We start from the raw sequence: 25,657 nt of genomic DNA on the forward strand, positions 1-25,657 counted from the left end.
AGCATTCAGGCAAAACCATTCTGTTGCAGAATGGCTCTGGCCGCTGTTGTACTGAGAAAGGCGGCAAGGGGATTAGCAGAGTGGGTGAATGTCGCCCATCCATATTCTGCCTGAATGTTGAACGGTTCCGGGATGCTCAACACCTGCAAATGCGGATGATTGATTAGACGTGGAGCATAGCTGGCGTAGCCAATAAAGAGATCTGCGTGCTGATGGTCGATTAACCATTGTGCTGCCAGTTCGCCCGTGGGGACAGCCAGGCTATCGATGCCACCCACCAGCTGACGCGCGCGCTGTTTCAACCTTTCACCGCAGCCTGGATAAACCTGTCCGATATTGTCAAACAGCTGCCAGGTGTAATCGCCGGAAGGGTCGCTTAACGGCGTCGATGTTGCCAGCCGCAGGTCGTCACGTTGTAAAAGTGAAAGCCAGGTGTCGCTTTCGGTGACAACGTCACTTCTGGTGGTCAAACATAAGCTGTTAGCGGCAAATTTGCCGGTGTGCATTGCAAGACCGCGCTGTAACAGCGTGGCCGGGTGCTTAAGATTGGCGGAGGCAAACAAATCGCATTGTGCACCTTGTTCAATCCTCAGCCGAAGTAAGCCAGCAGGGCCGAAGTGGGTGTCGGTCGTCAGGCCAGACTGATGATGAAAGGCTGTCATCAGATCCGGCCAGACACCGCGCAGACTACCGGCTGCCAGAATGTGCAGCGTTGTCATGATAGGCGGTCCGATAAAAATGCTGATACCAGCGATCAGCCTGCTGTTGCATATCAATATCGCGGAATTTTTCCGGATAGAGTTTCTTCGCCATCCAGAGCTCACCCAAGCCGATAGCTTCTGGCATTGGATAGCCCCAGGCTTTGGCATATTCCGGCATCAGCCAGACCCGATGATGCTTCACCGCGTCAATGGTGCGCCAGCGTGGATTTTGTTGGATCTCATCCACCACTTGAGGATAGCGATCCTGGACAAAAATCACCTGAGGATTCCACGCCACAACTTGCTCCATGCTGACTTGCTTGAAACCCTGAACGGTCGATGCCGCAACGTTGTAGGCGCCCGCGTGCAACATCATCAAACCGGTGTATTTGCCAGAACCATAAGTGGTGAGGTCCGGATTGGCCATGTAAGCACGAACACGCTGTTGCTCAGTTAAACCTTGCAGACGATCGCTCACCAGTTTACGTCCGGCAAACGCCGCGGCAATCAGCTCTTTGGCCTGTTGCTGCTTATTCACCACCTCACCAATCAAGGTAATCCCTTCTTTGATGCCGAGATCGTAAGCTTGATTCTCATTTTGCATGCTGGGGTTAATCTTGCCTTGTTCCCCTGCATCGTCATGGCGTAAGGAAATAGCCAATACCGGAATGCCCAGCGCCGAAATCTGGTCAATCATCTCTTTAGGCGCGTAGTTAGTGACAAAAACCACCTGCGGATGCAGCGCCACCAATTTTTCTAAATCCACATGGGTCAGATCGCCCAGCATGGCTTTCTGTGCCAGTTCAGGCACCAGCTGCGCGTAGCCATCACCCAACTGTTGCTTCCAGTTCGCGAGGATGCCGACGATCTTATCGGTCGCGTTGAGTTGCACCAGCAGGTTCAGCGTTTGGTGCTGTAGCACCACCACGCGATCGACCTGATCGGGGATCGTCACCTGACGACCAATTTGGTCGGTCACCACACGGCTGGCGAAGGTGTTCAAAGAGGTAAAGGTGAGTAAGCCCGCCAGAATCATGCGGTTAAGCGTTGTGTTCATGAGTTATCCCTGCAGCGTAATGCAAAGGATTATATAGCGCTAATTGGCAGGTGCCTATGACTGTTTCAGTGATACGCAGTCGTCGGACGACATGGCACAGCGTCATCTGCTACAATATCGGGCCAATTGCAGCGCGATCCGCTGTCAATTTTCACCTGTCAAATCAAAACAAAAGCCATCGGGCGAATCAACCTGCATGGCGGTGGAGTAGTGGTTGTTATGTTGCACGATGTAGGAATTATTAATGTCTGGACGTTTCTGGCGGGTGCGCTAGTGATTATTCTGCTGCCCGGCCCAAACAGTTTATACGTGCTGCGTACCGGGATGAGCCGCGGTGCTAAAGCGGCGTCTAAGGCGATAGCAGGGGTGATGATGGGTGATCTGATTCTGATCTTCCTTGCCTGGGCCGGTGTTGCGACGCTGATTCGCACCAGTCCGCACATTTTTATGGTGGTGAAGTATCTGGGCGCGATGTTCCTGCTCTATTTAGGCGTAAAGATCATTCTGGGTGCATTGCGCAAGCGCGAAGGTAACCAGCCCGCTGAAGCCGTTAAAATAGAAAATTATTTCCTGCGCGCACTGCTGCTGGGCGTGACCAACCCAAAAGCCATTCTGTTCTACGTCTCCTTTTTCATCCAGTTTATTGATCCAGCAGTCACTCACACTGCGCCTGCCTTTGCAGTGCTGGGCTCGATGATTCAACTGATCAGCCTGAGCTATTACCTGATTTTGCTGATGGCGGGCAACGTGATGGTTCGCTTTCTGAAAAATCGCACTCGTCTGGTAAAACTGGGGAATATGCTCACGGGCATGTTGTTCTTTGGTTTTGCTGTGCGCTTAATGAGTGCACAAAGTTAATTTTATCCCCAGCGCTAATATCCAGGAAACAGCAGGAAAACCTGCTGTTTCCGTTTTCGGGTAGCATTTAAATCATCCCCGGCTTTCTACTCCCACCAAAATTTGTTGTGACCCGCCCAGCTTTTTTCTTTTAATTTATTCGACGTTCTTAATGAGCAGGATATTGTTTGCCATAGTGCAGTGCACTATTGGTGTGCACCGTTAAGGCGCAGAAAAGATTAATGACTGCGGACACAAGCGGATATTTAACTGGCACCACTCTTGCATACCCTTGTATATACATGAGTGTATCACTTGTCGCTAACACCCCATAATCATAACAGAAGGAAATAACTATGTTTTCTCTCCATGCTGTGAAGAAATCAGTTTCTCATGTTTGCTGCTTAGGTTTATTCACACTCGCGGCACACTCTGTTTATGCAGCGGAAACAGCGCCTATCAAAATGGGGGTTGAACCCTGGTTGGGCTACGGCCAGTGGCACATAGCCTCGGCAAAGGGCCTTTTTGCCAAATCTGGGTTGAACAAGGTTGAAGTGATTAACTTCGCCGAAGATAAAGATATCAATGCGGCGCTGGCGAGTGGTCAGATTGATGCCGCCAATATCGCTACTCACACCGCTATGGGGATGATTTCCGCCGGGCTGCCGGTAAAAATCGTCCTGGTGCTGGATCAGAGCAACACGGCAGACGCCATCCTGGCGAGCAAAGAGGTCGGCAGCGTTAAGGAGCTCAAAGGCAAGCAGGTCGCATATGAAGAGGGCACCACCAGCGATATCCTGCTGCGCAGCGCGCTGGCATCGGCAGGATTATCCTTTAGTGATATTAAACCGGTGCCGATGCCTGCAGCTTCGGCTGGTAGTGCCATCCTGGCTGGAAGAGTACCCGTAGCAGTCACCTACGAGCCCTATCTCAGCGTGGCGAAGAAATCAGACCCCAGTATTAAAATGCTGTATAGCGGATCTTCCGATCCAGGTTTAATCAGTGATGTGCTGGTCGTGCGTGATGATTTTATTAAAAGCCACCCGGATGAAATAAAAGCATTAATTAAGACCTGGGGTGCGGCGCTCGATTTTTATAACGCCAATACCACTGAAGGCCGCGCCATTATTTCTAAAGCGGTGGGGGCTACGCCTGAGGATTTAGATACCGCCTTTGATGGGGTTAAATATTTTACCTTGAGTGAAAACAAAGCCTATCTCTCACATGATTTCACCACTAAAACCTTCCCGCATATTTTAAAAGCGGCAACCGAGGCCGGAATTGTGATCCAACCGGTGACGCCTGCTCAAACCATTGATGCAGAGTTTGCCAATCAGCAATAAGCGTTGATAGCGCCTCTCTGCCGCACCTGTCAGCGGAGAGGCATGGAAATCAGGAGGGGGCATGAGTTCAGTTGAGTTGCAGCGGGTTAATCGTCAGGCGAAGAAAAAACGCCGTCGGAGTCACCTTTTAACCATTGGTAGAGAACCCTCACGGGCCCAATTTTTAACTATCGCGATTCTGGTGTTCGTATTCTTGATTCTGGCCTGGTGGCTGGCCACATCCTCAGGAGCAATCAAACCTATTTTTCTGCCGGGCATTGAACGCGTCTGGCGTCAGATGGTGACGCTGGCACAGAACGGTACTTTGCAAAGTGATATCGCCAGCAGCCTGTATCGCATGGTGATTGCGTTCGCGATCTCCTCGGCGATGGCCATTTTCATTGGCGTTCTGGCGGGTTGCTACGGTTTGTTTAAAGCCATAGTTGAACCTCTGGTCGATTTTATTCGCTATATGCCGGTGGTGGCGTTTGTCCCTCTCACCATTTTATGGACGGGTACTGACGATATTCAGAAATTCCTCGTGATCTGGATTGGTACCTTCTTTCAGCAGGTGCTGATGATGATCGATGCCATCAAACGCGTGCCACCTGATTTCGTCGGGCTGGGTCGTACCCTTGGCTTATCCGATCGCAAAATCTTACTGCGAATTGTCATCCCCTCTGCTTTACCCGCAATTTGGGATGCATTGCGCATCAGCCTCGGTTGGGCATGGACGTGGTTAGTGCTGGCTGAATTGGTGGCTTCTACCTCAGGTTTAGGCTACCGCATTGTGGTTTCCCAACGCTATTTCCAGACCGAGACCATCATCGGCTACATCCTGTTACTGGGGCTGCTGGGCCTGATTACCGACCAAATCATGCGCGCCGCTGAGCGTGTGTTATTCCGCTACAACCGGAGACGTTCCTGATGGCGAGCTTAACAATAAATAAACTGGAGAAGAGTTTCGCTCAGGGGAAATCTCGCCGCCGCGTGCTGCATGGCATCGACCTGACGCTCAATGACAACGAGTTTGTTTCGATTGTTGGGGCTTCCGGCTGCGGCAAAAGCACACTGTTATCTATTGCAGCTGGTCTGGAGGAGTTTGACAGCGGCGATGTGCTGGTAGACGGGCAACCGATTCCCGGCCCTGGGCTGGATCGCGGCGTAGTGTTCCAATCTTACACTTTGCTGCCGTGGCTGACGGCGCGCGGCAATATTGAATTTGCCCTGAAAGCCGCAGGCACACCAGCCAGCCAGTGCCGGGAAATCGCGCAGCAGCATCTGGAACTGGTGAAACTGGGTGATGCCGCCGATCGCTGGCCCAGTGAACTCTCGGGAGGGATGAAGCAGCGTGTGGCCATCGCCCGAGCGCTCTCGTATCGCCCCAAAATTCTGTTAATGGATGAGCCTTTTGGCGCGCTGGATGCCATGACGCGTCACCAGATGCAGCAGTTATTGATTGAGATTTGGGAAAAGCATCGCCTGACGGTGATGTTTGTTACGCACGATATTGAAGAAGCCGTCAGGCTGTCGGACCGCATTGTCGTGATGGGCCCAGGAAAAATCGATACCACTTTCGCGGTGAACTTACCGCGCCCCCGTCATGAGGGGATCAATCGCGTACCTGAATTTATCGAGCTGCAGCATCAGGTGCTGAGCCGCATTCACCAACACGAATTCACGCACTGACAATATTGAGGATTAACTATGGCCGTTTCATTTCATGATCTGTCAACGTCTGACGTATTACCTGAGCAGCTATTCAAACGCACCGAATCTGACCTGTCGAGTTTTGCCGAAAAGGTGAAGCCGATTATTGAAGCAGTCAGAACTGAAGGGGATCAGGCGTTAATTCGTTTTGCCCGTGAATTTGATGGCGTGCAGCCAGAAACCTTTGCCATCAAGGCTGACGAACAGGAGTTCGATGCGGCATTCGAACGCGTTGATCCGCAGGTGATCGACGCGATCCGTTTCGCGGTGGAGAATATCCGCGCGTTTCATGAAGCACAGAAGCCCGAGGAGATGTGGTGGAAAGAGATGCGTCCTGGTGCTTTTGCCGGTGATCGCCATGTTCCGATTGATGCCGTAGCCTGCTATGTCCCGCGCGGTAAGGGTTCATTTCCCAGCGTATTGCTAATGACAACCATCCCCGCCATCGTCGCCGGTGTGCCGCTGCCCATTGTGATTACGCCCCCAGGCCCGGATGGCACTGTGGATGATGCAACGCTGGTTGCTGCGCGGTTGGTGGGAATTGAGCACGTGTACAAATGTGGCGGTGCACAAGGGGTGGCGGCAGTGGCGTTTGGCACCGAATCCATTCCGAAATGTTTAAAAATTGTCGGCCCCGGCAGTCCCTGGGTGGTAGCGGCCAAACGTCAGCTTACGCATTTGATCCATCCCGGTGTGCCTGCGGGTCCTAGCGAAAGCCTAATCTTAGCGGATGATTCGGTGAATGGGGCATTGGCGGCGCTCGATCTGATAATTGAATCCGAACACGGCCCGGATAGCTCGGCTTATCTGGTGACGTCCAGCCGTCGCGTGGCGGAAGAGGCCATCGCCGCGCTACCGGGCTACTGGCAGCAGATCGGTGAAAAAAGGGCAGATTTCTCCCAGCGCGTACTCTGTGGCGACCACGGTGGCGTGATCCTCACCAAAGACTTTGCCACGGCGATTGAATTCGTCAACGCGTACGCCCCGGAACATCTCGAAGTGCTGGCACACGAACCGATGGATGTGATGATGAAAATCCGCAATGCGGGTGAAATTCTGCTGGGAGAGCATTCGCCGATTGTGCTGGGTAACTTCGTGCTCGGGCCTAATGCGGTGTTACCAACCAACGGGGCGGCGAAAACCGCAGGACCGCTCTCGGTGTTTGACTATATGAAGCGTATGTCTATCGCTTATGTCACCAGCCGGGGCTATCAGGAATTGGCTCCTAAAGCCAAACGCTTTGCGGAATATGAAGGGTTCCCCGGCCATGCATTGGCGGTGTCAGATATCCGACAGACCTTACTGAAAGGTGGGCGCGATGAATGATCGCCTGCGTCCTCCACTTGCGGCAGAAGCGCGTCGTTTAACCAAAGAAAACCAGTGGGAACGTGCCAGCGAGAAACTTCAGCAGTTGATCGCAGATGTCACCGGGATCGAGGCGATCAGCCTGCAGATCAACCGCGATCAATACAGCCTGAACTCTTTAAATGGTCGCGTGGTGCTCGCGGATGGGCGCACGCTGTTTTTCAAATTCCATCACGAAGAAGGGGAAGAGCACACCATTGATGAGTATTACCGCGCTGAACTGTTGCGTGAGCATGGCTTCGCTGTCGATGTGCCGGTCTACACCTGCGGTGAACCGGGACGACAAATTCTGCTGTACAGCTTACGCAACGATCAGCGTCTGGCGGATGTGTGCCGTGCAGTGGAATCCACAGCGGACTGGAAGCAATCAGCAGCGATTATTGAGGCTCAGCGTCGCGCCGATAGCGATATTCTCGCTCACACGCTGCCGCCGTTGCGTATGGCAACGGCGGCAGAAGTGGCAGCTGAATCTATTCATCAATTGTTCTGGAATCGACTGGTTTCCGAGGGTGATCCGGATGGCTTGGGTGGGCGAGTAGCGCAGTTCTATATTGGGCAGCGCTTCACGCTGGGTGAGGTGCAGCTCGATTGGGAAACTCTGAGCCAGATGCATTGGCAGGTCAACGGCGTGTTATATCCCAAGACTCTTCACCAGCTGTTCCTGGCCGCGGGAGAAGTGTTGAAACCTGCTGCGCTGGCATCTCACGGTGTCGTGGTGGCACATGGTGATGCACACAATGCCAACGTATGGTACGAAACGCAGCACGGTGAACCTGAACTGGTGAGTTTCGACCCTGCTTTTGCGGGTAGCAATATTCCCGCTTTACTGGCTGAAATTAAAGCCACGTTCCATAACATTTATGCGCATCCGTGCTGGTTGTATGAACCTGACGATGCCGCCGCCCGCTATCAGGTCAATGTGCGGTGCGATGGCAACACGCTGATTGTTGAACATGACTGGCAACTCAGCCCGCTACGCCGCGCATTTCTGACCAGTAAAGGAGAGCTTTACTGGAAGCCTTTGCTTGCAGCCCTGCAGGAGAAAGGCTGGCTGCCCGGCAACTGGCAACAGATTATGCGGCTGGCGTTGTTCTGCTGTCCGACGCTGGTGATGAATTTACGTGCCGGCTCATCCAGTAACCATAATCCGACAAGCTCAGCGATTGGCTTCTCGGTTGCCGTGATGCTGGCGTGCGGCGGAGAGGATGAATTCACCCACTGGATCAACAGCCTGATCACGGAGAACTGAGATGAAAGCGATACGCCTCAAAAGTATTGGTCAGGTCACTGTTGATGAACTCTCCCCACCCGATTTGCCCGCCGGATGGGCCAGGATCAACGTGCACTCAGCAGGAATCTGTGGCTCCGATTTACATAATTTCAAAACTGGAAAGTGGATTGCTCATCTTCCGGTAACACCAGGACATGAGTTGTTCGGCGTCATTAGCGAAATCAACGGCGAGAGCGACCGCTTCCAGCCAGGCATGCGCGTAGTCGCTGATTCGCGCGTGTATTGCGGCCATTGCGCATTTTGCTCGTCTGGCGCGATGAACCTGTGCGAGTCCCTGGGCTTTGTAGGAGAAGTGTTTGACGGTGGTTTTGCTGAACAGGTGGCGTTACCGCTAAGTAGTTTGCTGGCGGTACCCGATGCGATTCCCGATGAGATAGCGGTATTGAGTGAACCGCTAGGCGTGGCGTTGCGAGTGGTGAATCAACTCAATCCCGCAGAAGGTGATGCTGTGTGTGTCACGGGCGGCGGAACCATCGGAGGTTTGACAGCGTTACTTCTGCATCGCTTGAAAAAATGTCAGGTGCAGTTAATCGAACCGAATGCGCAGCGCTATCAATTGATCGCTTCTGTCGTGCCGCTGTCCACGCCCCAAAAATATGCCTTGGGTGTTGAAGCCTCAGGATTTCCTGCCGCACTCTCGCAGCTGATCGCAGGGATAACTTCGGGTGGTCGCATTGCGATGGTCGGAATATTTCACCATACGGACGGCATTGATCTGAATGCTTTAGTGGAGCGGGAGATCACGCTGGTGGGTTGCAGTGTCTTCCAGCATGAACAGCAGGCGGCACTGGATATCATGGCCTTGCTGGCGGACGACTTAACAAGGCTTATCGCGCCACCGGTGCAGCTGGATGATGTGCCTGAAACCTATCAGACGCTGATTGAGGGCAAATCGGCCTTCCTGAAAACGGTAATCAAATTATGAGTGTCATGACGTCATTTTCCTTACAAGGTAAAAACGCATTGGTCACGGGCGGGACACGTGGCATTGGTTATGCGCTGGCACAGGCGTTGGCTCAGGCCGGTGCGCGTGTGACGATCACCGGTCGTGATGCGGTTACACTAAAAGCCGCGGTGGCGCAGTTGCGCGCCTCTGGCGTAGAGGCACAGGGACTGATTCTGGATGTCACTCAGGTTGAAAGCATCCAACAGACGCTAGCCGCTGCGGGGCGGGTGGATATTTTGATTAACAATGCAGGCACCGAACAGATTCGCCCTTCGCTCGAAGTGGATGAAGCGTTGTGGGATACCATTGTTGGCACTAACCTCAAGGGCGCATTTTTTTGTGCTCAGGCGGTGGCGAAAAACATGGTTTCTGCGGCATCCGGCGGTGCGATCATTAATGTGTGCTCGCTGACCACCTGTGTGGGCGTGCCCGGCGCCGTTGCCTATGCCAGCTCCAAGTCAGGATTGGCGGGGATGACGCGCACGCTGAGCGCGGAATGGGCGGCGCATAACATCCGCGTGAATGGCATCGGTCCCGGCTACTTCGAAACGGAAATGACTCAGGTGTTTTATCAGGATGACGCGTGGCGCGACGCGATGCAGAAAAAAATCCCGCTTGGTCGATTTGGTGAATTCGACGATCTGGCCGGCAGTGTGGTTTTTCTTAGCTCGGAGGCTGCCCGATATATCACCGGGCAGATTCTGTATGTCGATGGGGGATATCTGGCCTCTATCTGATCTGCAGCATCTCTGGCCGCAGGTCTGCAAGGATGTTGCAGCCTAATTGGGCCAGCGTGCGGTCAACTTCCTGAACCAGCGCAGTGATCACCTCGTTCGCCAGTGCTTCGCCACCTGCGGCCACCGCATACAATAAGGGCCGTCCAATCAATACGGCATTAGCCCCGAGGATCAGCGCTTTAATCACGTCGGTGCCGCGGCGGAAACCGCTGTCGATCAGGATGATAAATTCATCACCGACCGCCGCTCGCACACTGGCAAGCACAGACATTGGGCTGGCGGTACAATCCAGTTGTCTGCCGCCGTGATTCGACAGGACAATGCCTTGAGCACCGATTTTTTGCACCATAAGGGCATCATCAACGGTCATGATGCCTTTCACATACAACGCGCCGTCCCACAGTGAGCGGATCCACGCCAGCGTTTCCCAGCTCAAGGTCTGGTCCATTTGCTGAGCGAAGTAAGTGGCACCGCCGGCTCCTTGTTGCTTTTCAGCGGGCAGGTAAGGCTTAAGATTGCCGAAGCCCGGCATACCGTGTGGCACCAGAGTGCGCAGCACCCAGCCCGGTTTCATCGCCACGTCACAGAGTGCCGGGAATGAGAGTTTCATGGGCCGTCGATAGTGCTGCTTATCGCGCTCACGATGACCAAAATGCACCGCATCAACGGACACCACCAAAGCAGTACAGCCTGCGTCTTTGGCGCGACTGATCAAATTCTCAGTTACTTGCTTATCTTTAAGGACGTAGAGTTGAAACCAACGTTCCTGATGACCAGTCGCTTGTATATCCTCAATAGAAGCGGTTGAAACGGTGCTCTGGATATGGCCAATGCCCGCCTGAGCCGCAGCGCGGGCGAGCATGAGATCGGATTGATTTCTCAGCATGCCGTTATAGCCAGTGGGAGCAACAAGAAGTGGGGCAGCCAACTGCGTGCGGCCAAGGGCAACACCGATATTCCGCTGACTGGAATCGCGTAATACTGAGGGTAAAAATCGCCACTGTTGAAAGATAGCCCTATTGTGATTGAGCGTCACTTCCCCCTCTGCGCCACCATCAATATAGTCGAAAGCGAAATGGGGCAGTGTGCGTCTGGCTTTTGCGCGCAGTTGTTCTGGATTGAGCTTCATCTTTATCCCTGTCTGTCATTCGAGGTTACCTACCTGTATAGACAACCTGCAAGCAGCATGCCAATGATTTCACTGCTGAGGTTCAGAGAAGCTCAATCCGCGAGTCAGCCCAACCAACCAATCAGTGCCGCAGCGCACAAGCAATAGCCACCGAACAGATGCCAGCGATCATGCTCCAGCCAGCGGGAAAGCCAGCGTAGCGCCAGAAGTCCGGCGACAAAACTTAATATCATGCCCACCAGGCTGGGCAGAAGCACTCCGCTGCTCACTGTGACCGTACCAGCAGAACCTGAACTGAAAGCACGCAGGCCCTCTTTAACGATCACCGCCGGTGTCAGCACCACGGCTAACGCAAAACTAAATTCTTCCGCACGTTTACGGGCCACACCCAATGAAAGACCGGTAGAAATCGTGGCGCCAGAACGAGAAAAACCGCGAAATGGCAGGCATAAACCCTGAACGAAACCAATACCTGCAGCGCTTAAGGGCGAAAGTTCGCCGCGATCTTTTTCTTTCAGGCGTGAAGAGAGGATAATTAATAAGCCTGCTGCAGCGAGACCACTGGCGATTATTTTACTGTTACTGAATAAGGATTCTATTTCGAACGTGTCGTCGTTCGCGGCGAAGAAATATTTAATCAGCTTCATTAGCGCTAAACCCACTACGCCGGTCACTGCGGTGGCGAGAATAATTAAAAATACATTCTTCTTAAATGCACGGCTCGAACTGAAATAGGTCTCCCGCCAGTTATTCCAGAAGTAAACAATCACCGCGAACATCGTGCCGGTATGCAGCATCACCAGCAACAGTGTCATATCGGGGGCCGCAGGGTCCAGCCCCAGGAGTTTCTCCGTCATAATGACGTGTGCAGAGCTGGAAACCGGCAGTAACTCTGCCAGCCCCTGTATTACGGCCAGAATGGATACATCGAAATAATTCACCCGTTCGCCCTCAGATAAAATAATGGGAAATGAGACCTGACTTAACCTGGCACACCCTGCCACATTTCTCATTTTAGCCGTGATAAGTATTATCCTATTCGTGATGTCGTTTATGAAATGTTTACTGAATTAAAAATCGAATAATACGCAGGTTATAACTGCATGACGTGGCGCTGTATTTTCCGATGATGTTTTATCCATCCAGTGACATTTAGCAACGCTGAAAGCAGCCTGCATCGGTGATGACCAAAATGGCGCATCGCTGCGCTATTTTTGTGCTTCCTGTTAAACCGAATGCATTAAAACGAAACATAAGTATTCGATCTTGTATCCAAGTCCGTATCCCATCAGGCGTTATCTCCTCGCCGCTGATTGTTGGCACCTTCTGGCACGCAAACTGCATTAATCCCGTTAAGTGACCAAATCGGGAGATGAATCATGTTTGAGGCTTTACTGGATGAGGATGCTACTACATTGGCAGCGCTGATCCGCAATGGCGAGGTGTCTGCCCGCGAATTAACGCAAGCCGCGTTGGATCGTATGGAAAAACGCGAACCACTGATTCGGGCTTTTTGTACGGCATCACCCGAATTGGCGTTACAGCAGGCATCAGTGGTGGATGCGAAGCGTGCACGCGGTGAAGCGCTGGGGGCTTTTGCGGGTGTGCCATTGGCGGTAAAGGATCTCATTTGCACGGCGGGTGTGAAAACCACCTCCGGTTCGGCAGCCTATGCCGATTTCATTCCTGAAGATGACGACATCACCGTCGAGCGCCTGCAGGCTGCTGATGCTGTGCTGCTGGGGAAAACCACTGCGCCCGAGTTTGGTTATAGCGGCGTTGGGCACAATCCGCTGTTTCCTTCACCGCGGAATCCCTGGGATTTGAGCAAAACGCCCGGCGGTTCAAGTGCCGGATCCGGCGCGGCGCTCGCCGCTCGCCTTTGCCCGATGGCATTGGGCAGTGACGGCGGCGGATCGGTACGTATTCCAGCGGCGCACTGCGGCGTTTATGGATTCAAGGCCTCGATGGGGCGGGTGCCGTTATGGCCTGGCTGCCGCGATGAACGCTTTCCCGGCGTCTCTAGCTGGGAATCACTGGAGCATATTGGCCCCATGACACGCATGGTGCGAGACAGCGCACTGATGATGTCAGTGATGGCAGGCCCGGATATGCGCGATCGTCACTCCATTCCCTGCAGCGACGTGAACTGGATTTCCTCTCTGGAAAAACCCTTAAACGGGCTGCGCATTGCGTTTAGTGCCGATTTTGGCTACATCGCCGTCGATAAAGAGGTGCGTGACGTTGTCACTAAGGCCGCTCGACATTTCGCCCGTGAACTGGGGGCGGAATTAGAAGAGGTTGATCCAGGGATTGCCGATGAAGGCGCCACCTTTGCCGCGCTGGTGGCCTTTGAAAGCGATCTCACAGGCATGCGTCAGATGCAAAGCGAACTGGGCTCACGCATGTCACCTCATCTGAGCGCCATGCTGCAACGCGAATGGCGCGCTGAACACTTTACCGACGCCAATACCGCACGCAAGAAGATCTGCAATCAGCTGTGGCGATTTATGCAGCGTTACGACTTGCTGTTGACGCCAACGCTGGCAGTGCCGCCGTTCCCGCTCAATATGCAGGGACCGGAAATCATCGATGGGCGCATGGTGCGAAGCGATCATTGGTTGTCGTTCTGTTATCCCTTCAATTTCACTGGCCAACCGGCGGCCTCAATCCCTGCGGGCTTCACCGCCAGTGGCTTGCCGATTGGTCTGCAAATCGTGGGTCGTCATCTGGACGATGGCCTGGTGCTGGCGGCAAGTGCCGCTTTCGAGCGCATCCAACCGTGGAATCACCTTTATCCTGACTTAATCGGAGTTGCCCATGAGTAACAAATCCTCCCCTGCGCTGGAGCAGGAATTTGAACACGAACCGGTACCTTTAAGTCACCGTCACTCGACGCGGTCGGTATCAGCTGTCTGGTTCGGTTTCCCGATGATCCTTACCAACGCGTTGTTTGGTGGCATTATTACCTGGCATTTGGGTTTCTGGCCCGCGCTGATTGCCATCCTGCTCGGCAATCTGGTGCTGTTCGCTTATGTTGGCGCTCTGAGTTGGTTTGCAGGTAACACCGGGATGAACTTCGCCCTGCAGGCAAAGCGTACCTTTGGCACTAAAGGCTATATCCTCGTTTCCGGTTTTCTCTCGACCGTCGTGATTGGCTGGTATGCGTTTCAAACGGGTTTAACTGGTACAGTCATTAACCAAACCTTTGGCTGGAACGCACTCGCGGTGACCGCTATCGCCATGGTGCTGTATACCGGCGTCACCTTCCTCGGCGTGCGTGCGTTGTCGATCCTGGGCATGATTGCCGCACCGTTGTTTGTGGTGCTCGGTTTGGTCGCACTGTGGTTGATTGGGCAGGATCACGATTTCAGCACCATCACTCAGTTCAAAGGCAGTACTGGTGCAGTCGGCGCCATGAGCATGGGAACGGCGGTGACCATGGTGGTGGCAGGATTCGCCGATTCGGGCACCATGACCGCGGATTTTACCCGCTGGTCGAAAGACGGCAAATCAGCGGTTATCGCGGCATTTTCCGCCTTTCCTATGGCGAACGTCATCTCATATCTGTTCGGTGTGGTGATTGTAGCGGTGGGCGCGGCGGTTGATCCGGTCAATAATGGCGGTAATTTCCTGCCAATGCTGATGAACCATGGCACGTTACTCTCCATCATCGCTTTCCTGTTTGTTTTCATTAACCTCGGCTCGGTTTGTACCCATTGTTTGTACAACGGTGCCGTTGGCTTTAGCCATCTGTTCAGCAGCAAGATGCGAGTCTGGACGTTGATCCTCGGCGCCATCGGCGGGGCACTGGCGCTGGCGGGCGTCTGGTCTTACTTCCTCGAGTGGCTGAGTTTGCTCGGCATCGTGGTACCGCCGTTTGGTGCGGTCATGATCGTTGACCTGATCTTCATGGCAAGAATCAGCGAGCAGCGCAAAACCCGTCGTCTGCGCGGTAGCGCTTTTGCCGCCTGGGCGATTGGCAGCTTGTGTGCGGTGATTGCCCACATTGAATTCCCGCAGTTTGGTGAAGCGGTGATTGGCCTGGTGACGGCTGCTGCCAGTTACACTTTGATTGTCAAACTGAAACGTGAAAACGCAGCGAGCCTGATGGAGCAGAAAAATGCCTGAATTCACCATTGATTCAACACCTTATCCCTGGCCCTTTGATGGGCGGTGTACGCCTGCGGATACCGCACTGATCATTATCGATATGCAGACCGATTTTTGTGGCAAGGGCGGCTACGTCGATAGCATGGGGTATGACATCGCACTGACCCGCGCTCCGATAGCGCCTTTGCAGCGCGTGCTGGCACGCATGCGGGAGTTAGGCTTCCCGATCATCCATACGCGTGAAGGCCATCGTCCTGACCTGAGTGATTTGCCGGCCAATAAACGCTGGCGTTCAAAGCGGATGCAGGCGGAAATCGGTGCGCCCGGTCCCTGTGGCCGCATTTTGGTGCGCGGTGAGCCGGGCTGGGAAATTATCCCGGAGCTGGCGCCACTGGCGGGTGAAACCATCATTGATAAGCCAGGCAAAGGCTCTTTTTATGCCACCGATCTTGAACTGATCCTGCGCAGTCGGGGGATACGTAATCTTATCATCTCAGGTATTACCACCGATGTCTGTGTGCATACCACGCTGCGCGAAGCCAACGATCGCGGCTTCGAATGTCTGGTGCTGTCTGATTGCTGCGCCGCGACCGAGCTAAAACACCACGAAGCGGCACTAAGCATGATTCACATGCAGGGCGGTATTTTTGGTGCGGTGGCCAGTTCGGAGACGTTGCTGGCGGGCCTGGCTCAACCTTCCGCCGCGCTAAGCGTTTAACCATTGCAGATAATGTCCCGGCCACTCAGTCGTTTGTGTGCCGGGCTTACCCAATCCAAAACCATGCCCCCCGATGGGATAGCGATGCATCTCAACCGGCACATGCTGCTGCTTGCACGCGGCAGCCATGATCAAGGTGTTGTGTGGATCGGAAACAGGATCGTCTTCGGCCTGCACCAGGAAAAACGGCGGTGATTGCGGATTAACATAGGATTGAACCGACCAGGCGGTATCCGCGCTGAGTGATGCGTCTTTCCCGACCAACACTTTATGCGTGGAGGTGTGTTCATAAGGTGGCTCAAGCGTAATGATGGGATAGATCAGCGCGGCACGATCGGCCGTTGCGGGGAGATTGTCCATTGCATCACTGGCCTGATAAGCGTGAAAATCCGCGCGGTTCGCCGCCATTCCCAGCAGGTGCCCGCCAGCCGAAAAGCCCAATACGCTGACATTGTTCTCACGGTGGCGCACGATACGCAGTGCGCGCTGTGCATCCTGAAGTGACACTAACGCGCCATCTTTCCAGCCTTCCTGCGGCAGGCGATAACTCAGCACATACGCTGTGTAGCCTTGAGCCGCCAGCCACGCGGCAGCGGGCCAGGCTTCTTTGCCCATTTCGATACGCGTATAGCCGCCGCCAGCCGCAATCAGTACAGCGCGTCCCTTCGGCTGAACAGGCTTAAAGACGGTGAGCGTCGGCATGGCAATATTCCGCTGCGCACCTTTGGCACTAAACGTCATCGCCCCTAAAGGTCCACCGCCACCAGGCGGTTGTTTTGGCCACAAGGGCAATACCTGTGCGGGTTTTGCCGAGGAAGCGGCCAGGCTAAAGCCGCAGCGCGCAGCAAAGGGGGAGAGCAGTAAACCGGTAAGAAAGTGGCGACGGAGCATGGCCGATCCAGACTGAATGCAAAAAGGTATTGAATCAGAAGAATCGGCAGAGAGTATGAAGAAGATGTTGTTAAGTATGACCAATCAACTCATTTTCCTCACGCTATGTGATGTAACGTCTCACCTACAGCGTCAAACAAGCGATCCAACTCGGCAGGCTGTGTATTGAACATCGGGCCAAACTGCAGCGTATCGGCACCGAAGCGCACATAAAAACCGGCTTTCCACAGCGCCATGCCCGCTTCAAACGGCCGAATGGTGGCATCGCCGCCGCGCGGAGCAAGCTGGATGGCACCCACCAGACCGCAGTTGCGGATATCGATGACGTTCGGGCAATCACGCAGCGCATGCAGTGCATGGGCAAAATGCGGTGCCAGCTCGGCGGATTGCGCAATCAGCGCGTCATGATCCAGTAACTCCAGCGTCGCCAGGCCCGCCGCACAGGCCACCGGATGGGCAGAGTAGGTGTAGCCGTGAGCAAATTCAACCGCGTGTTCTGGCAGTTTTTGCGCCATAAAGGTGTTGTAGATTTCGCTGCTGGCGACCACGCCACCCAGCGGCACCGCGCCATTGGTGATCTGCTTGGCGAAATTGAGGATATCGGGCGTGACGCCAAAATACTCAGCGCCGCTCCAGCGGCCCATACGACCAAATCCGGTGATCACTTCGTCAAAAATCAGCAGGATATCGTGCTGCGTGCAGATTTCACGCAGGCGCTGCAAATAGCCTACCGGTGGGATAATCGCCCCCGCAGAGCCGGAAAGAGGCTCAACAATAAGGGCGGCGATGTTGGAAGCATCATGCAGCTCAATCAATTTCAGCATCTCATTAGCCAACGCCACACCGCCGGTTTCGGCCTGGCCAGCAGTGAAGGGCAGATCGGTTTGCAGCGTGTGTGGAATATGGTCAACGTCCATAAACTGACCGAACATCTTACGATTGCCGCCAATGCCGCCCAGGCTGGTTCCGGCGATATTTACGCCGTGGTAACCTCGCGCGCGTCCGATAAATTTGGTTTTCGCCGGCTGGCCTTTGATGCGCCAGTAAGCGCGCGCCATCTTCACCGCCGTGTCTGCTGATTCCGAACCCGATCCGGTGAAGAACACATGGTTTAGATCACCCGGCATATGCTGGGCAATCTTGTCTGCCAGCTGAAATGACAGCGGATGACCGTACTGGAAGCCGGGCGAATAATCGAGCGTACCCAGTTGTTTCGCCACCGCCTGCTGGATTTCACTGCGGCAGTGGCCCGCGCCACAGGTCCATAAACCGGAAAGGCTATCAAAAATCTGCCGTCCTTTATCATCAGTCAGCCAGCGGCCTTGAGCGCCGACAATGATACGGGGATCGCGCTGGAAATTCCGGTTGGCAGTAAACGGCATCCAGTGCGCTTGCAGATTGAGATCGGTAGTGTTGACAGCATCAGACATGATGTTTCTCCAGACGGGTGTATGAAGAGTTTGCATTTAACGGTTAGTTAAGTTAAATCCCTATTAATTCATCTTCAGTTATTGATTTACTCACCTATATGAAAAGCAAATCGCTCGCGCAGGTCACCGACTTTGATCTCAAATTATTGCGCCTGTTCAAAACCGTTAATGAGAGCGGCAGCTTCTCTGCGGCAGAAAGTTTATTGGGGATGACGCGTTCGGCTATTAGCCTGCACATGGGCGATCTGGAAAAGCGACTTGGCATGCGATTGTGTCAACGCGGACGGGCGGGTTTTGCCTTAACCGAAGAAGGGCGTGAGATCCTGCGTCACAGCGAAAGTATGATGGCGGCTATCGAGCAGTTTCGCCTGCAGGTTAATCAGATGCATAAGCAGCTGCGCGGGGATTTGAATATCGGGATTATCAATAATCTGGTCACGCAACCACGCATGAAAATTACCCATGCGCTGGAGAAACTGCATGAGATAGGTCCCGACATTAGGCTGAATATCAGCATGATGACAGCTGCAGAGATTGAAAGAGGGCTGATGGATGGTCGATTGCACGTCGGTGCACTACCGGTCACTTCGCCAATTTCCGGTCTGGATTACATGTCGTTATATGATGAGCGGTCGCAGCTTTACTGCAGCGACACCCACGCGCTGTTTTCCCACGAACCTGATGATGCACAACTGAAAAGGTGTGATGCCATCGCACCTGCATTTCGCATGACGGCAGAAGCCATTGCCATGCATCAGAAACTCAATTGCAATGCAACGGCAACCGACCGCGAAGGCATTGCCTTTTTGATTCTCACCGGCCGCTTTATCGGTTTTCTGCCCGATCACTATGCCGCACAGTGGGTGGATAAAAAGACCATGCGCGCCATTGCACCGGAACGTTTCCACTTCACCAGTAAGATCGCTGTGGTAACACGCAAAGGGCGCAATCAGAATGCCATTCTTGAAAGATTTTTACAGGCGATTGATTGGGAATGAGTTTTAACAAAAGATGTAAAGCAAACGCGTTACTAGTTACAACATACTTTAAAGCTGCATCAATACGCTAAATGCCGGCAATTGTGCGTCATCAGTCTACAGGAAAGAAGGGAGCGTCAGTCACTGCAGAATATGACGAACCTCCCTGCTTTAAGTTGTAAAAGGGGGTGCATGATGCCGCAAGACGCGATCAACTGGGCTCAGATGACATTAAGCTTGAGTTACAGCGGCTGATTATGGCTTATCTGCAAAGCTAGCTGGAAATGAGCAGGGTGACGAGAGCCACCCTGATAAAAACGGTTAAGCGCGCTTCGGTTCACCACGCACCGGCAGATCGCCAGCGACGAAGTAATCTGCTTCGCTACGCGGCAACGGCTGGCGACCACGAATGTTATCCGCGATCTTTTCACCGATCATGATGGTGGTGGCATTCAGGTTGCCAGTGATGATCAACGGCATAATTGACGCATCTACCACGCGCAACGCCTGCAATCCATGCACACGACCTTCACCATCAACCACCGCCATGCTATCGCTGCCCATTTTGCAGGTGCCGCAGGGGTGATAGGCGGTTTCCGCATGGTTACGCACAAACTCATCCAACTGTTCATCAGTCTGGCAATCGAGGCCCGGACTGATTTCTTTGCCGCGATACTTATCCAGCGCGGGCTGATTGATGATCTGGCGCGTAATACGAATCGCGTCACGAAATTCCTGCCAGTCCTGTTCATGTGCCATGTAGTTGAACAAAATAGCCGGATCACGACGCGGATCGCGCGATTTAATCTGCACATGCCCACGGCTCGGTGAACGCATTGAACCTACGTGACACTGGAAACCGTGCGCTTCAACGGCGTTAGAGCCGTTGTAGTTAATCGCTACTGGCAGGAAGTGATACTGAATGTTCGGCCAGGTAAACTCTTCGCGGCTGCGAATAAAGCCACCGCCTTCAAAATGGTTGCTGGCACCGATGCCGGTCCCGTTAAACAGCCACTCTGCACCGATCTTCGGCTGGTTCCACCATTTCAACGACGGATAGAGTGACACCGGCTCTTTGCACTCGTACTGCAGGTACATTTCGAGGTGATCCTGCAGGTTTTCGCCGACGCCCGGCAGATCATGTACCACCGGAATGTCGAATTTGTTCAGCAGCGCAGCAGCGCCCACGCCAGAACGTTGCAGAATCTGCGGCGAGGCGATGGCACCGGCGCACAGCAAAACTTCACGTCGCGCATGCACCTGATGTGGCGTGTTGCCCGATCCCTGCAAATATTCCACGCCCACCGCGCGCTTGCCTTCAAACAGGATGCGATCGGTGGTGGCATGGGTGACGATCTTCAGGTTTGGACGCTTTTTGGCGGTATCGAGATAGCCACGCGCGGTGCTGGATCGACGACCTTTCGGCGTGACGAAGCGATCCATCGGTCCGAAGCCTTCCTGCTGATAGCCGTTCAAATCTTCCGTGCGTGGATAGCCGGCTTCAACACCGGCTTCGATCATCGCAGCAAACAGCGGATTGTTATCGGGTTTACAGGTGGTGATGCTGACCGGGCCTTCACCGCCGTGATAGTCATTGGCGCCAATATCGCGGGTTTCTGACTTGCGATAGTAGGGCAGGCAGTTCAGGTAGCTCCAGCTTTCCAGCCCAGGCTGCTGCGCCCAGTTATCGAGATCCATCGCGTTGCCGCGGATATAACACATACCATTGATCAGCGATGATCCGCCCAGACCTTTACCGCGTCCGCACTCCATGCGGCGGTTATTCATATGCGGTTCTGGCTCGGTTTCATACGCCCAGTTATAGCGTTTTCCCTGTAGCGGATAAGCCAGCGCGGCTGGCATCTGCGTGCGGAAATCGAAGCGGTAGTCAGGGCCACCCGCTTCTAAAAGCAGCACATTCACGCTGCTGTCTTCGGTCAGTCTTGTTGCCAAAACGTTCCCTGCGGATCCGGCTCCGATAATGATGTAATCAAATTCCATTAGTCGCTCCTCAGGTTAAAGCTCAATTAAAATACGGACTGAAAACGGGATAACTCGACCTGCACCGACTTCACCTGGGTGTAGTTTTGCAAGGTCATCAGGCCATTCTCACGGCCAATACCAGAGTGCTTGTAGCCGCCCACCGGCATTTCGGCGGCAGATTCGCCCCAGGTGTTGATCCAGCAGATACCCGCTTCGATCTGGTGAATCACGCGGTGTGCGCGGTTCAGGTCTTGCGTCACTACGCCCGCAGCCAGACCGAAATCGGTGGCATTGGCGCGACGTACCACTTCTTCTTCGCTTTCGTAAGTCAGAATCGACATCACCGGCCCGAAGATTTCTTCACGCACAATGGTCATCTCATCACGGCAGTCGGTGAATACGGTCGGTTCAACCCAGGCTCCGTCATCGAAATCGGCGCCGCTCAGACGTTTGCCGCCGCACAGCAGACGCGCGCCTTCGTTGATACCGGATTCGATATAACGCATCACGTTGTCACGATGGGGGAAGCTCACCAGCGGGCCGAAATTGGTGTCAGGATCGTTGAGGTCACCCGCTTTGATGCGTGCAACACGTTCAGCGATTTTCGCTTCAAACGCGGCCTGGAATTTTGCCGGGATAAACACGCGCGTACCGTTAGTGCAGACCTGGCCTGAGCTGTAGAAGTTGGCCATCATGGCGATGTCAGCGGCCAGATCGAGATCGGCGTCATCAAAGATAATCAGCGGCGATTTGCCACCCAATTCCATAGTGACTTCTTTCAAGGTGGAGCCCGCAGCATTCGCCATCACTTTTTTGCCGCTGGCCACGCCGCCGGTAAAGGAGACTTTATCGATGCCCGGATGGTCAGTCAGCAGTTGACCAGTGACCGCGCCACGACCGTTCAGCACATTGAATACGCCGGCAGGCACGCCCGCTTCGGTGTAAATTTCTGCCAGCTTCAGTGCTGTCAGTGGAGTGACTTCACTCGGTTTAAAGATCATCGCGTTACCCGCTGCCAGTGCAGGGGCAGATTTCCATAAGGCGATCTGAATCGGGTAGTTCCACGCACCAATACCAGCGACCACGCCGAGCGGTTCACGACGGGTATAAACAAACGCCGTGTCGCGCAGTGGGATCTGCTGGCCTTCCAGCGTCGGGATCAGACCGGCGTAATATTCCAGCACGTCAGCACCGGTCACGATGTCAACATATTGGGTTTCGCTCAGCGGCTTACCGGTGTCGAGGGTTTCCAGCGCGGCCAACTCGTCGTTGCGCTCACGCAGAATATCGACGGCACGGCGCAGAATGCGTGAGCGCTCCATGGCGGTCATCGCGGCCCAGACTTTCTGGCCTTTTTGCGCGGCAGCGACAGCACGATCAACATCGGCCTGTTCCGCCTCATGTACTTCGGCCAGTACTTCGCCATTGGCCGGGTTGATGGTCTGGAATGTATTACCTGCGCTCGCCGCAATGAACTGACCATCGATATACAGCTGCTGTTCGGTGAATCGGGACATGATTTCTCCTTCCTCAGTGATTCAGTGCGCCAGCAAGTTGCTGACGGATAAATTGGGTGGTGAGCGTTTTCGCGACATCGATATTGAAGGGCAGACCGCTTAGCGCAGCTCGCAGCCAAAGGCCATCGATTAGCGATGCCAATCCGTGAGCCGCCAGTCGCGCCTGTTCACGCGGCAATTCACGGTGAAACTCGGCGGCGAGAGTTGAAAACAGGCGTCGACTACTGACCCGTTCCAGACGACCCAACTGCGGCTGATGCATGCTGCTGGCCCAGAAATCCAGCCAGGCTTTCATTGCCGCGCTGTGCACCTGCGTGTCATCGAAGTTACCTTCGACAATCGCCAACAAGCGTGCTTCGGTCTTCGCGCCCGCCAACGGTTTCAGGCGGGCAGCCACGGCATCACGTAACTGACGAGTGATATCGCGCATAGTGGCTTCCAGCAAACCGTTCTTGTCCTTGAAGTAGTGGCTGATGATGCCGGTCGAAACCCCCGCACGGCGGGCAATCTGCGCAATAGTTGCGTCATTAATTCCTACCTCGTTAATCGTATCGAGGGTTGCATCAATCAGCTGCCGACGACGAATCGGCTGCATTCCCACCTTTGGCATGACTCCAGCTCCACCACAATGTCAGAGGACTATTTAAACTTTTTTTGATTGCACGTTCAATATAAAAAAGAATTTTGTTAGGATACTGTGCTTCGATTGTTACAAAAGCGCAGCGGTGAACCGGGCTATGCGGCTCATCGTCAGAAGAAAGCACTACAGGGAGGGATAACAGGGGTACTGATAACAACAAGGCCTGGCAGACAGGTCTCGCTAATCCATTGAGTCATTACAGGAAATTAACCAGAGGTCATCGATGATTAATCCACCTGCCAGTGAAAAAGACAGAATCAATCCTGTGGTGTTCTACACCTCAGCCGGACTGATTCTGACATTTTCACTTGTCACTATTTTTTACAGCGAGCTGGCTGCCAGCTTGATTCAGACTGCGGTTAACTGGGTTACCGCTACGTTTGGCTGGTACTACATGCTGGCCGCGACGCTGTATATCGTTTTCGTTATCTACATGGCCTGTTCACGTTACGGCGCCATCAAGCTCGGGCCAGAGCAATCCAAACCAGAATTCAGCTTATTAAGCTGGTCAGCGATGCTGTTTGCGGCCGGTATCGGTATCGATCTGATGTTCTTCTCAGTGGCCGAACCGGTCACGCAGTACATGCAACCGCCTGAGGGCGCCGGACAAACCATGGAAGCCGCCCGACAAGCCATGGTGTGGACGTTGTTCCACTACGGCGTAACTGGCTGGTCAATGTACGCGCTGATGGGGATCGCGCTGGGGTACTTTAGCTACCGCTACAATTTGCCGCTCACCATCCGTTCTGCGCTGTATCCAATCTTTGGCAAACGTATTAACGGGCCGATTGGCCATACCGTGGATATTGCAGCGGTAGTGGGGACCATCTTCGGCATCGCCACCACCTTAGGGATCGGCGTGGTTCAGCTCAATTATGGCCTGAACGTGTTGTTCGATATTCCGGAAGGCTTTACCGCGCAGGCGGCGTTGATTGTGCTGTCGGTGATTATCGCCACCATTTCCGTGACCTCTGGCGTGGATAAAGGCATCCGTATTCTGTCGGAACTCAACGTTGCGCTGGCATTGGGGCTGATTCTGTTTGTGCTGTTCATGGGCAAAACCGACTTCCTGCTGAATGCGCTGGTGCTCAATGTCGGTGATTACATCAACCGCTTTATGGGCATGACGCTGAACACCTTTGCGTTTGATCAGCCAAGAGAGTGGATGAACAGCTGGACGTTGTTCTTCTGGGCATGGTGGGTCGCCTGGTCCCCGTTTGTTGGCTTGTTCCTGGCGCGTATTTCACGTGGTCGCACTATCCGTGAGTTCGTGCTCGGTACGCTGATTATTCCGTTCACCTTCACGCTGTTGTGGCTGTCGGTCTTTGGTAACGCCGCGCTGTATGAAATTATCCACGGTGATGCCGGCTTTGCTCAGGAAGTGATGGCGCATGCAGAACGTGGCTTCTACAGCCTGCTGGCGCAGTATCCGGCGTTTAAGTTCAGCGCTTCGGTCGCCACCATTACCGGCATGCTGTTCTACGTCACCTCAGCGGATTCCGGTTCACTGGTGTTGGGTAACTTCACTTCGAAGCTGAAAGACATCAACAGTGATGCACCGAACTGGCTGCGTATCTTCTGGTCAGTGGCGATTGGTGTTCTGACCATGGGTATGTTGATGACCAACGGTATTTCTGCGCTGCAGAATGCCACGGTGATCATGGGACTGCCGTTCAGCTTTGTGATCTTCTTTGTGATGGCCGGTTTGTATAAGTCTCTCAAAGTGGAAGACCATCGCCGCGCCAGCGCCAGTCGTGAAACGGCACCGTACATTCCGGCCAGCAACGATCGCCTGAGCTGGAAGAAACGTCTGTCGCGTCTCATGAACTATCCAGGCACACGCTACACCCAGCAAATGATGGAGAACGTCTTATTCCCGGCAATGCAGGATGTAGCGAAAGAACTGGAGTTACGCGGCGGTCGGGTTTCACTGGACCGCGTGGAGCCGGAAGAGGGCCATCCGTTAGGTTATCTGGATTTGCGCGTGCTGCTGGGTGAAGAGCAAGACTTCGTGTATCAGATCTGGCCGCAGCAGTATTCGGTGCCGGGCTTTACCTATCGAGCGCGCAGTGGTAAATCGACCTATTACCGTCTGGAGACATTCCTTCTGGAAGGTAGCCAGGGCAACGATTTGATGGACTACAACAAGGAGCAGGTGATTATCGATATTCTCGATCAGTACGAACGTCACCTGAACTTTATCCATCTGCATCGCGAAGCACCGGGCAGCAACATTACTTTTCCAAGCGTGTAACCCTACGGACAGCGGCAGCCCTGCCGCTGTCCGTGCACT

The 25,657-nt window shown here is 53.9% G+C and carries 22 protein-coding genes; 13 read left to right on the forward strand and 9 right to left on the reverse strand.

Annotated elements, in window-relative coordinates; translation table 11 throughout:
- Positions 1-5: 5 nt before the first annotated feature.
- Together QMZ65_RS07535 and QMZ65_RS07540 are read right to left on the reverse strand one after the other, a co-directional pair.
- On the reverse strand, positions 6-719 hold the full coding sequence (locus QMZ65_RS07535) for a substrate-binding domain-containing protein (RefSeq protein ID WP_283215717.1): 714 nt from the start codon (positions 717-719) through the stop codon (positions 6-8).
- Entirely contained in the window at positions 688-1,758 is a 1,071-nt protein-coding gene (locus QMZ65_RS07540) for an ABC transporter substrate-binding protein (protein ID WP_283215718.1), read from the reverse strand. Before QMZ65_RS07540 ends, QMZ65_RS07535 begins: the two co-directional genes overlap by 32 nt.
- Positions 1,759-1,977: 219 nt before the next feature.
- Here QMZ65_RS07540 and leuE point away from each other — a divergent pair, with 219 nt between their 5' ends.
- From leuE to QMZ65_RS07580, 8 genes are all read left to right on the forward strand, one after another.
- Positions 1,978-2,616: a leucine efflux protein LeuE gene (gene leuE / locus QMZ65_RS07545; RefSeq protein WP_058961387.1), complete on the forward strand. Its 639-nt coding sequence runs from the start codon at positions 1,978-1,980 to the stop codon at positions 2,614-2,616.
- 335 nt (positions 2,617-2,951) lie between these two features.
- A complete protein-coding gene (locus QMZ65_RS07550) occupies positions 2,952-3,938 on the forward strand; it encodes an ABC transporter substrate-binding protein (protein ID WP_283215719.1) in 987 nt (328 codons plus the stop codon).
- A gap of 61 nt (positions 3,939-3,999) precedes the next feature.
- Positions 4,000-4,845 carry an ABC transporter permease gene (locus QMZ65_RS07555; protein ID WP_283215720.1) on the forward strand — a complete coding sequence of 282 codons (846 nt, stop codon included), beginning with the start codon at positions 4,000-4,002 and terminating at the stop codon, positions 4,843-4,845.
- Positions 4,845-5,606 carry an ABC transporter ATP-binding protein gene (locus tag QMZ65_RS07560; protein ID WP_283215721.1) on the forward strand — a complete coding sequence of 254 codons (762 nt, stop codon included), beginning with the start codon at positions 4,845-4,847 and terminating at the stop codon, positions 5,604-5,606. Before QMZ65_RS07555 ends, QMZ65_RS07560 begins: the two co-directional genes overlap by 1 nt.
- A gap of 18 nt (positions 5,607-5,624) precedes the next feature.
- A complete protein-coding gene (gene hisD, locus QMZ65_RS07565; RefSeq protein WP_283215722.1) occupies positions 5,625-6,953 on the forward strand; it encodes a histidinol dehydrogenase in 1,329 nt (442 codons plus the stop codon).
- Positions 6,946-8,241, forward strand: a complete 1,296-nt coding sequence (locus QMZ65_RS07570; RefSeq protein WP_097119116.1) for a hypothetical protein — start codon at positions 6,946-6,948, stop codon at positions 8,239-8,241. Before hisD ends, QMZ65_RS07570 begins: the two co-directional genes overlap by 8 nt.
- 1 nt (position 8,242) lies before the next feature.
- Positions 8,243-9,208 (forward strand): zinc-dependent alcohol dehydrogenase, encoded by a 966-nt coding sequence (locus tag QMZ65_RS07575; RefSeq protein WP_211728975.1) that lies wholly within the window; start codon positions 8,243-8,245, stop codon positions 9,206-9,208.
- A gap of 5 nt (positions 9,209-9,213) precedes the next feature.
- Positions 9,214-9,966: an SDR family NAD(P)-dependent oxidoreductase gene (locus QMZ65_RS07580; RefSeq protein ID WP_058961388.1), complete on the forward strand. Its 753-nt coding sequence runs from the start codon at positions 9,214-9,216 to the stop codon at positions 9,964-9,966.
- Here the strand turns inward: QMZ65_RS07580 and QMZ65_RS07585 are convergent.
- Together QMZ65_RS07585 and QMZ65_RS07590 are read right to left on the reverse strand one after the other, a co-directional pair.
- Positions 9,959-11,095, reverse strand: a complete 1,137-nt coding sequence (locus tag QMZ65_RS07585; RefSeq protein WP_283215723.1) for an alpha-hydroxy acid oxidase — start codon at positions 11,093-11,095, stop codon at positions 9,959-9,961. The genes QMZ65_RS07580 and QMZ65_RS07585 overlap by 8 nt on opposite strands.
- A 104-nt stretch (positions 11,096-11,199) precedes the next feature.
- Positions 11,200-12,036 carry an undecaprenyl-diphosphate phosphatase gene (locus tag QMZ65_RS07590; protein WP_217992814.1) on the reverse strand — a complete coding sequence of 279 codons (837 nt, stop codon included), beginning with the start codon at positions 12,034-12,036 and terminating at the stop codon, positions 11,200-11,202.
- A gap of 438 nt (positions 12,037-12,474) precedes the next feature.
- Between QMZ65_RS07590 and QMZ65_RS07595 the strand changes: the two genes are divergently transcribed.
- From QMZ65_RS07595 to biuH, 3 genes are read left to right on the forward strand one after another with little or no spacing between them, the layout of a single operon-like run.
- Entirely contained in the window at positions 12,475-13,923 is a 1,449-nt protein-coding gene (locus QMZ65_RS07595) for an amidase (protein ID WP_283215724.1), read from the forward strand.
- A complete protein-coding gene (locus QMZ65_RS07600) occupies positions 13,916-15,226 on the forward strand; it encodes a purine-cytosine permease family protein (protein WP_160833899.1) in 1,311 nt (436 codons plus the stop codon). Before QMZ65_RS07595 ends, QMZ65_RS07600 begins: the two co-directional genes overlap by 8 nt.
- A complete protein-coding gene (gene biuH / locus QMZ65_RS07605; RefSeq protein WP_097119123.1) occupies positions 15,219-15,926 on the forward strand; it encodes a biuret amidohydrolase in 708 nt (235 codons plus the stop codon). Before QMZ65_RS07600 ends, biuH begins: the two co-directional genes overlap by 8 nt.
- Here the strand turns inward: biuH and QMZ65_RS07610 are convergent.
- Positions 15,915-16,817 carry an alpha/beta hydrolase gene (locus QMZ65_RS07610; protein ID WP_097119124.1) on the reverse strand — a complete coding sequence of 301 codons (903 nt, stop codon included), beginning with the start codon at positions 16,815-16,817 and terminating at the stop codon, positions 15,915-15,917. The two genes, biuH and QMZ65_RS07610, sit on opposite strands and share 12 nt — an antisense overlap.
- Positions 16,818-16,915: 98 nt before the next feature.
- Positions 16,916-18,247 (reverse strand): omega-aminotransferase AptA, encoded by a 1,332-nt coding sequence (gene aptA, locus QMZ65_RS07615; RefSeq protein WP_283215725.1) that lies wholly within the window; start codon positions 18,245-18,247, stop codon positions 16,916-16,918.
- 98 nt (positions 18,248-18,345) lie between these two features.
- Between aptA and QMZ65_RS07620 the strand changes: the two genes are divergently transcribed.
- On the forward strand, positions 18,346-19,245 hold the full coding sequence (locus QMZ65_RS07620; RefSeq protein WP_097119126.1) for a LysR family transcriptional regulator: 900 nt from the start codon (positions 18,346-18,348) through the stop codon (positions 19,243-19,245).
- A 300-nt stretch (positions 19,246-19,545) separates the two neighbouring features.
- Here QMZ65_RS07620 and betA read toward each other — a convergent pair whose 3' ends face one another.
- From betA to betI, 3 genes are read right to left on the reverse strand one after another with little or no spacing between them, the layout of a single operon-like run.
- Complete coding sequence (gene betA, locus QMZ65_RS07625; RefSeq protein ID WP_097119127.1) at positions 19,546-21,225, reverse strand: choline dehydrogenase; 1,680 nt, start codon at positions 21,223-21,225, stop codon at positions 19,546-19,548.
- A gap of 26 nt (positions 21,226-21,251) precedes the next feature.
- Positions 21,252-22,724: a betaine-aldehyde dehydrogenase gene (betB, locus tag QMZ65_RS07630; protein ID WP_097119128.1), complete on the reverse strand. Its 1,473-nt coding sequence runs from the start codon at positions 22,722-22,724 to the stop codon at positions 21,252-21,254.
- A gap of 13 nt (positions 22,725-22,737) precedes the next feature.
- Positions 22,738-23,334 (reverse strand): transcriptional regulator BetI, encoded by a 597-nt coding sequence (gene betI / locus QMZ65_RS07635; RefSeq protein ID WP_034824050.1) that lies wholly within the window; start codon positions 23,332-23,334, stop codon positions 22,738-22,740.
- Between the two features lie 253 nt (positions 23,335-23,587).
- On the opposite strand from betI, the gene QMZ65_RS07640 reads away from it, so the two are divergent.
- A complete protein-coding gene (locus QMZ65_RS07640) occupies positions 23,588-25,618 on the forward strand; it encodes a choline transporter (RefSeq protein ID WP_045815600.1) in 2,031 nt (676 codons plus the stop codon).
- The last annotated feature ends 39 nt before the right edge of the window (positions 25,619-25,657 follow it).

The organism is Pantoea sp. EABMAA-21, from assembly GCF_030053335.1.
Taxonomy (GTDB): Bacteria; Pseudomonadota; Gammaproteobacteria; order Enterobacterales; family Enterobacteriaceae; genus Pantoea; species Pantoea communis.

Coding starts and splice junctions, on each gene's coding strand:
- QMZ65_RS07580 (WP_058961388.1), top strand. CDS start 9,214: ATGACGTCATTTTCCTTACAAGGTAAAAACGCATTGGTCACGGGCGGG.
- QMZ65_RS07575 (WP_211728975.1), top strand. CDS start 8,243: ATGAAAGCGATACGCCTCAAAAGTATTGGTCAGGTCACTGTTGATGAA.
- biuH (WP_097119123.1), top strand. CDS start 15,219: ATGCCTGAATTCACCATTGATTCAACACCTTATCCCTGGCCCTTTGAT.
- hisD (WP_283215722.1), top strand. CDS start 5,625: ATGGCCGTTTCATTTCATGATCTGTCAACGTCTGACGTATTACCTGAG.
- betI (WP_034824050.1), bottom strand. CDS start 23,334: ATGCCAAAGGTGGGAATGCAGCCGATTCGTCGTCGGCAGCTGATTGAT.
- leuE (WP_058961387.1), top strand. CDS start 1,978: ATGTTGCACGATGTAGGAATTATTAATGTCTGGACGTTTCTGGCGGGT.
- QMZ65_RS07555 (WP_283215720.1), top strand. CDS start 4,000: ATGAGTTCAGTTGAGTTGCAGCGGGTTAATCGTCAGGCGAAGAAAAAA.
- QMZ65_RS07595 (WP_283215724.1), top strand. CDS start 12,475: ATGTTTGAGGCTTTACTGGATGAGGATGCTACTACATTGGCAGCGCTG.
- QMZ65_RS07550 (WP_283215719.1), top strand. CDS start 2,952: ATGTTTTCTCTCCATGCTGTGAAGAAATCAGTTTCTCATGTTTGCTGC.
- aptA (WP_283215725.1), bottom strand. CDS start 18,247: ATGTCTGATGCTGTCAACACTACCGATCTCAATCTGCAAGCGCACTGG.
- QMZ65_RS07540 (WP_283215718.1), bottom strand. CDS start 1,758: ATGAACACAACGCTTAACCGCATGATTCTGGCGGGCTTACTCACCTTT.
- betA (WP_097119127.1), bottom strand. CDS start 21,225: ATGGAATTTGATTACATCATTATCGGAGCCGGATCCGCAGGGAACGTT.
- QMZ65_RS07535 (WP_283215717.1), bottom strand. CDS start 719: ATGACAACGCTGCACATTCTGGCAGCCGGTAGTCTGCGCGGTGTCTGG.
- QMZ65_RS07570 (WP_097119116.1), top strand. CDS start 6,946: ATGAATGATCGCCTGCGTCCTCCACTTGCGGCAGAAGCGCGTCGTTTA.
- QMZ65_RS07600 (WP_160833899.1), top strand. CDS start 13,916: ATGAGTAACAAATCCTCCCCTGCGCTGGAGCAGGAATTTGAACACGAA.
- QMZ65_RS07620 (WP_097119126.1), top strand. CDS start 18,346: ATGAAAAGCAAATCGCTCGCGCAGGTCACCGACTTTGATCTCAAATTA.
- QMZ65_RS07640 (WP_045815600.1), top strand. CDS start 23,588: ATGATTAATCCACCTGCCAGTGAAAAAGACAGAATCAATCCTGTGGTG.
- QMZ65_RS07560 (WP_283215721.1), top strand. CDS start 4,845: ATGGCGAGCTTAACAATAAATAAACTGGAGAAGAGTTTCGCTCAGGGG.
- QMZ65_RS07610 (WP_097119124.1), bottom strand. CDS start 16,817: ATGCTCCGTCGCCACTTTCTTACCGGTTTACTGCTCTCCCCCTTTGCT.
- betB (WP_097119128.1), bottom strand. CDS start 22,724: ATGTCCCGATTCACCGAACAGCAGCTGTATATCGATGGTCAGTTCATT.
- QMZ65_RS07585 (WP_283215723.1), bottom strand. CDS start 11,095: ATGAAGCTCAATCCAGAACAACTGCGCGCAAAAGCCAGACGCACACTG.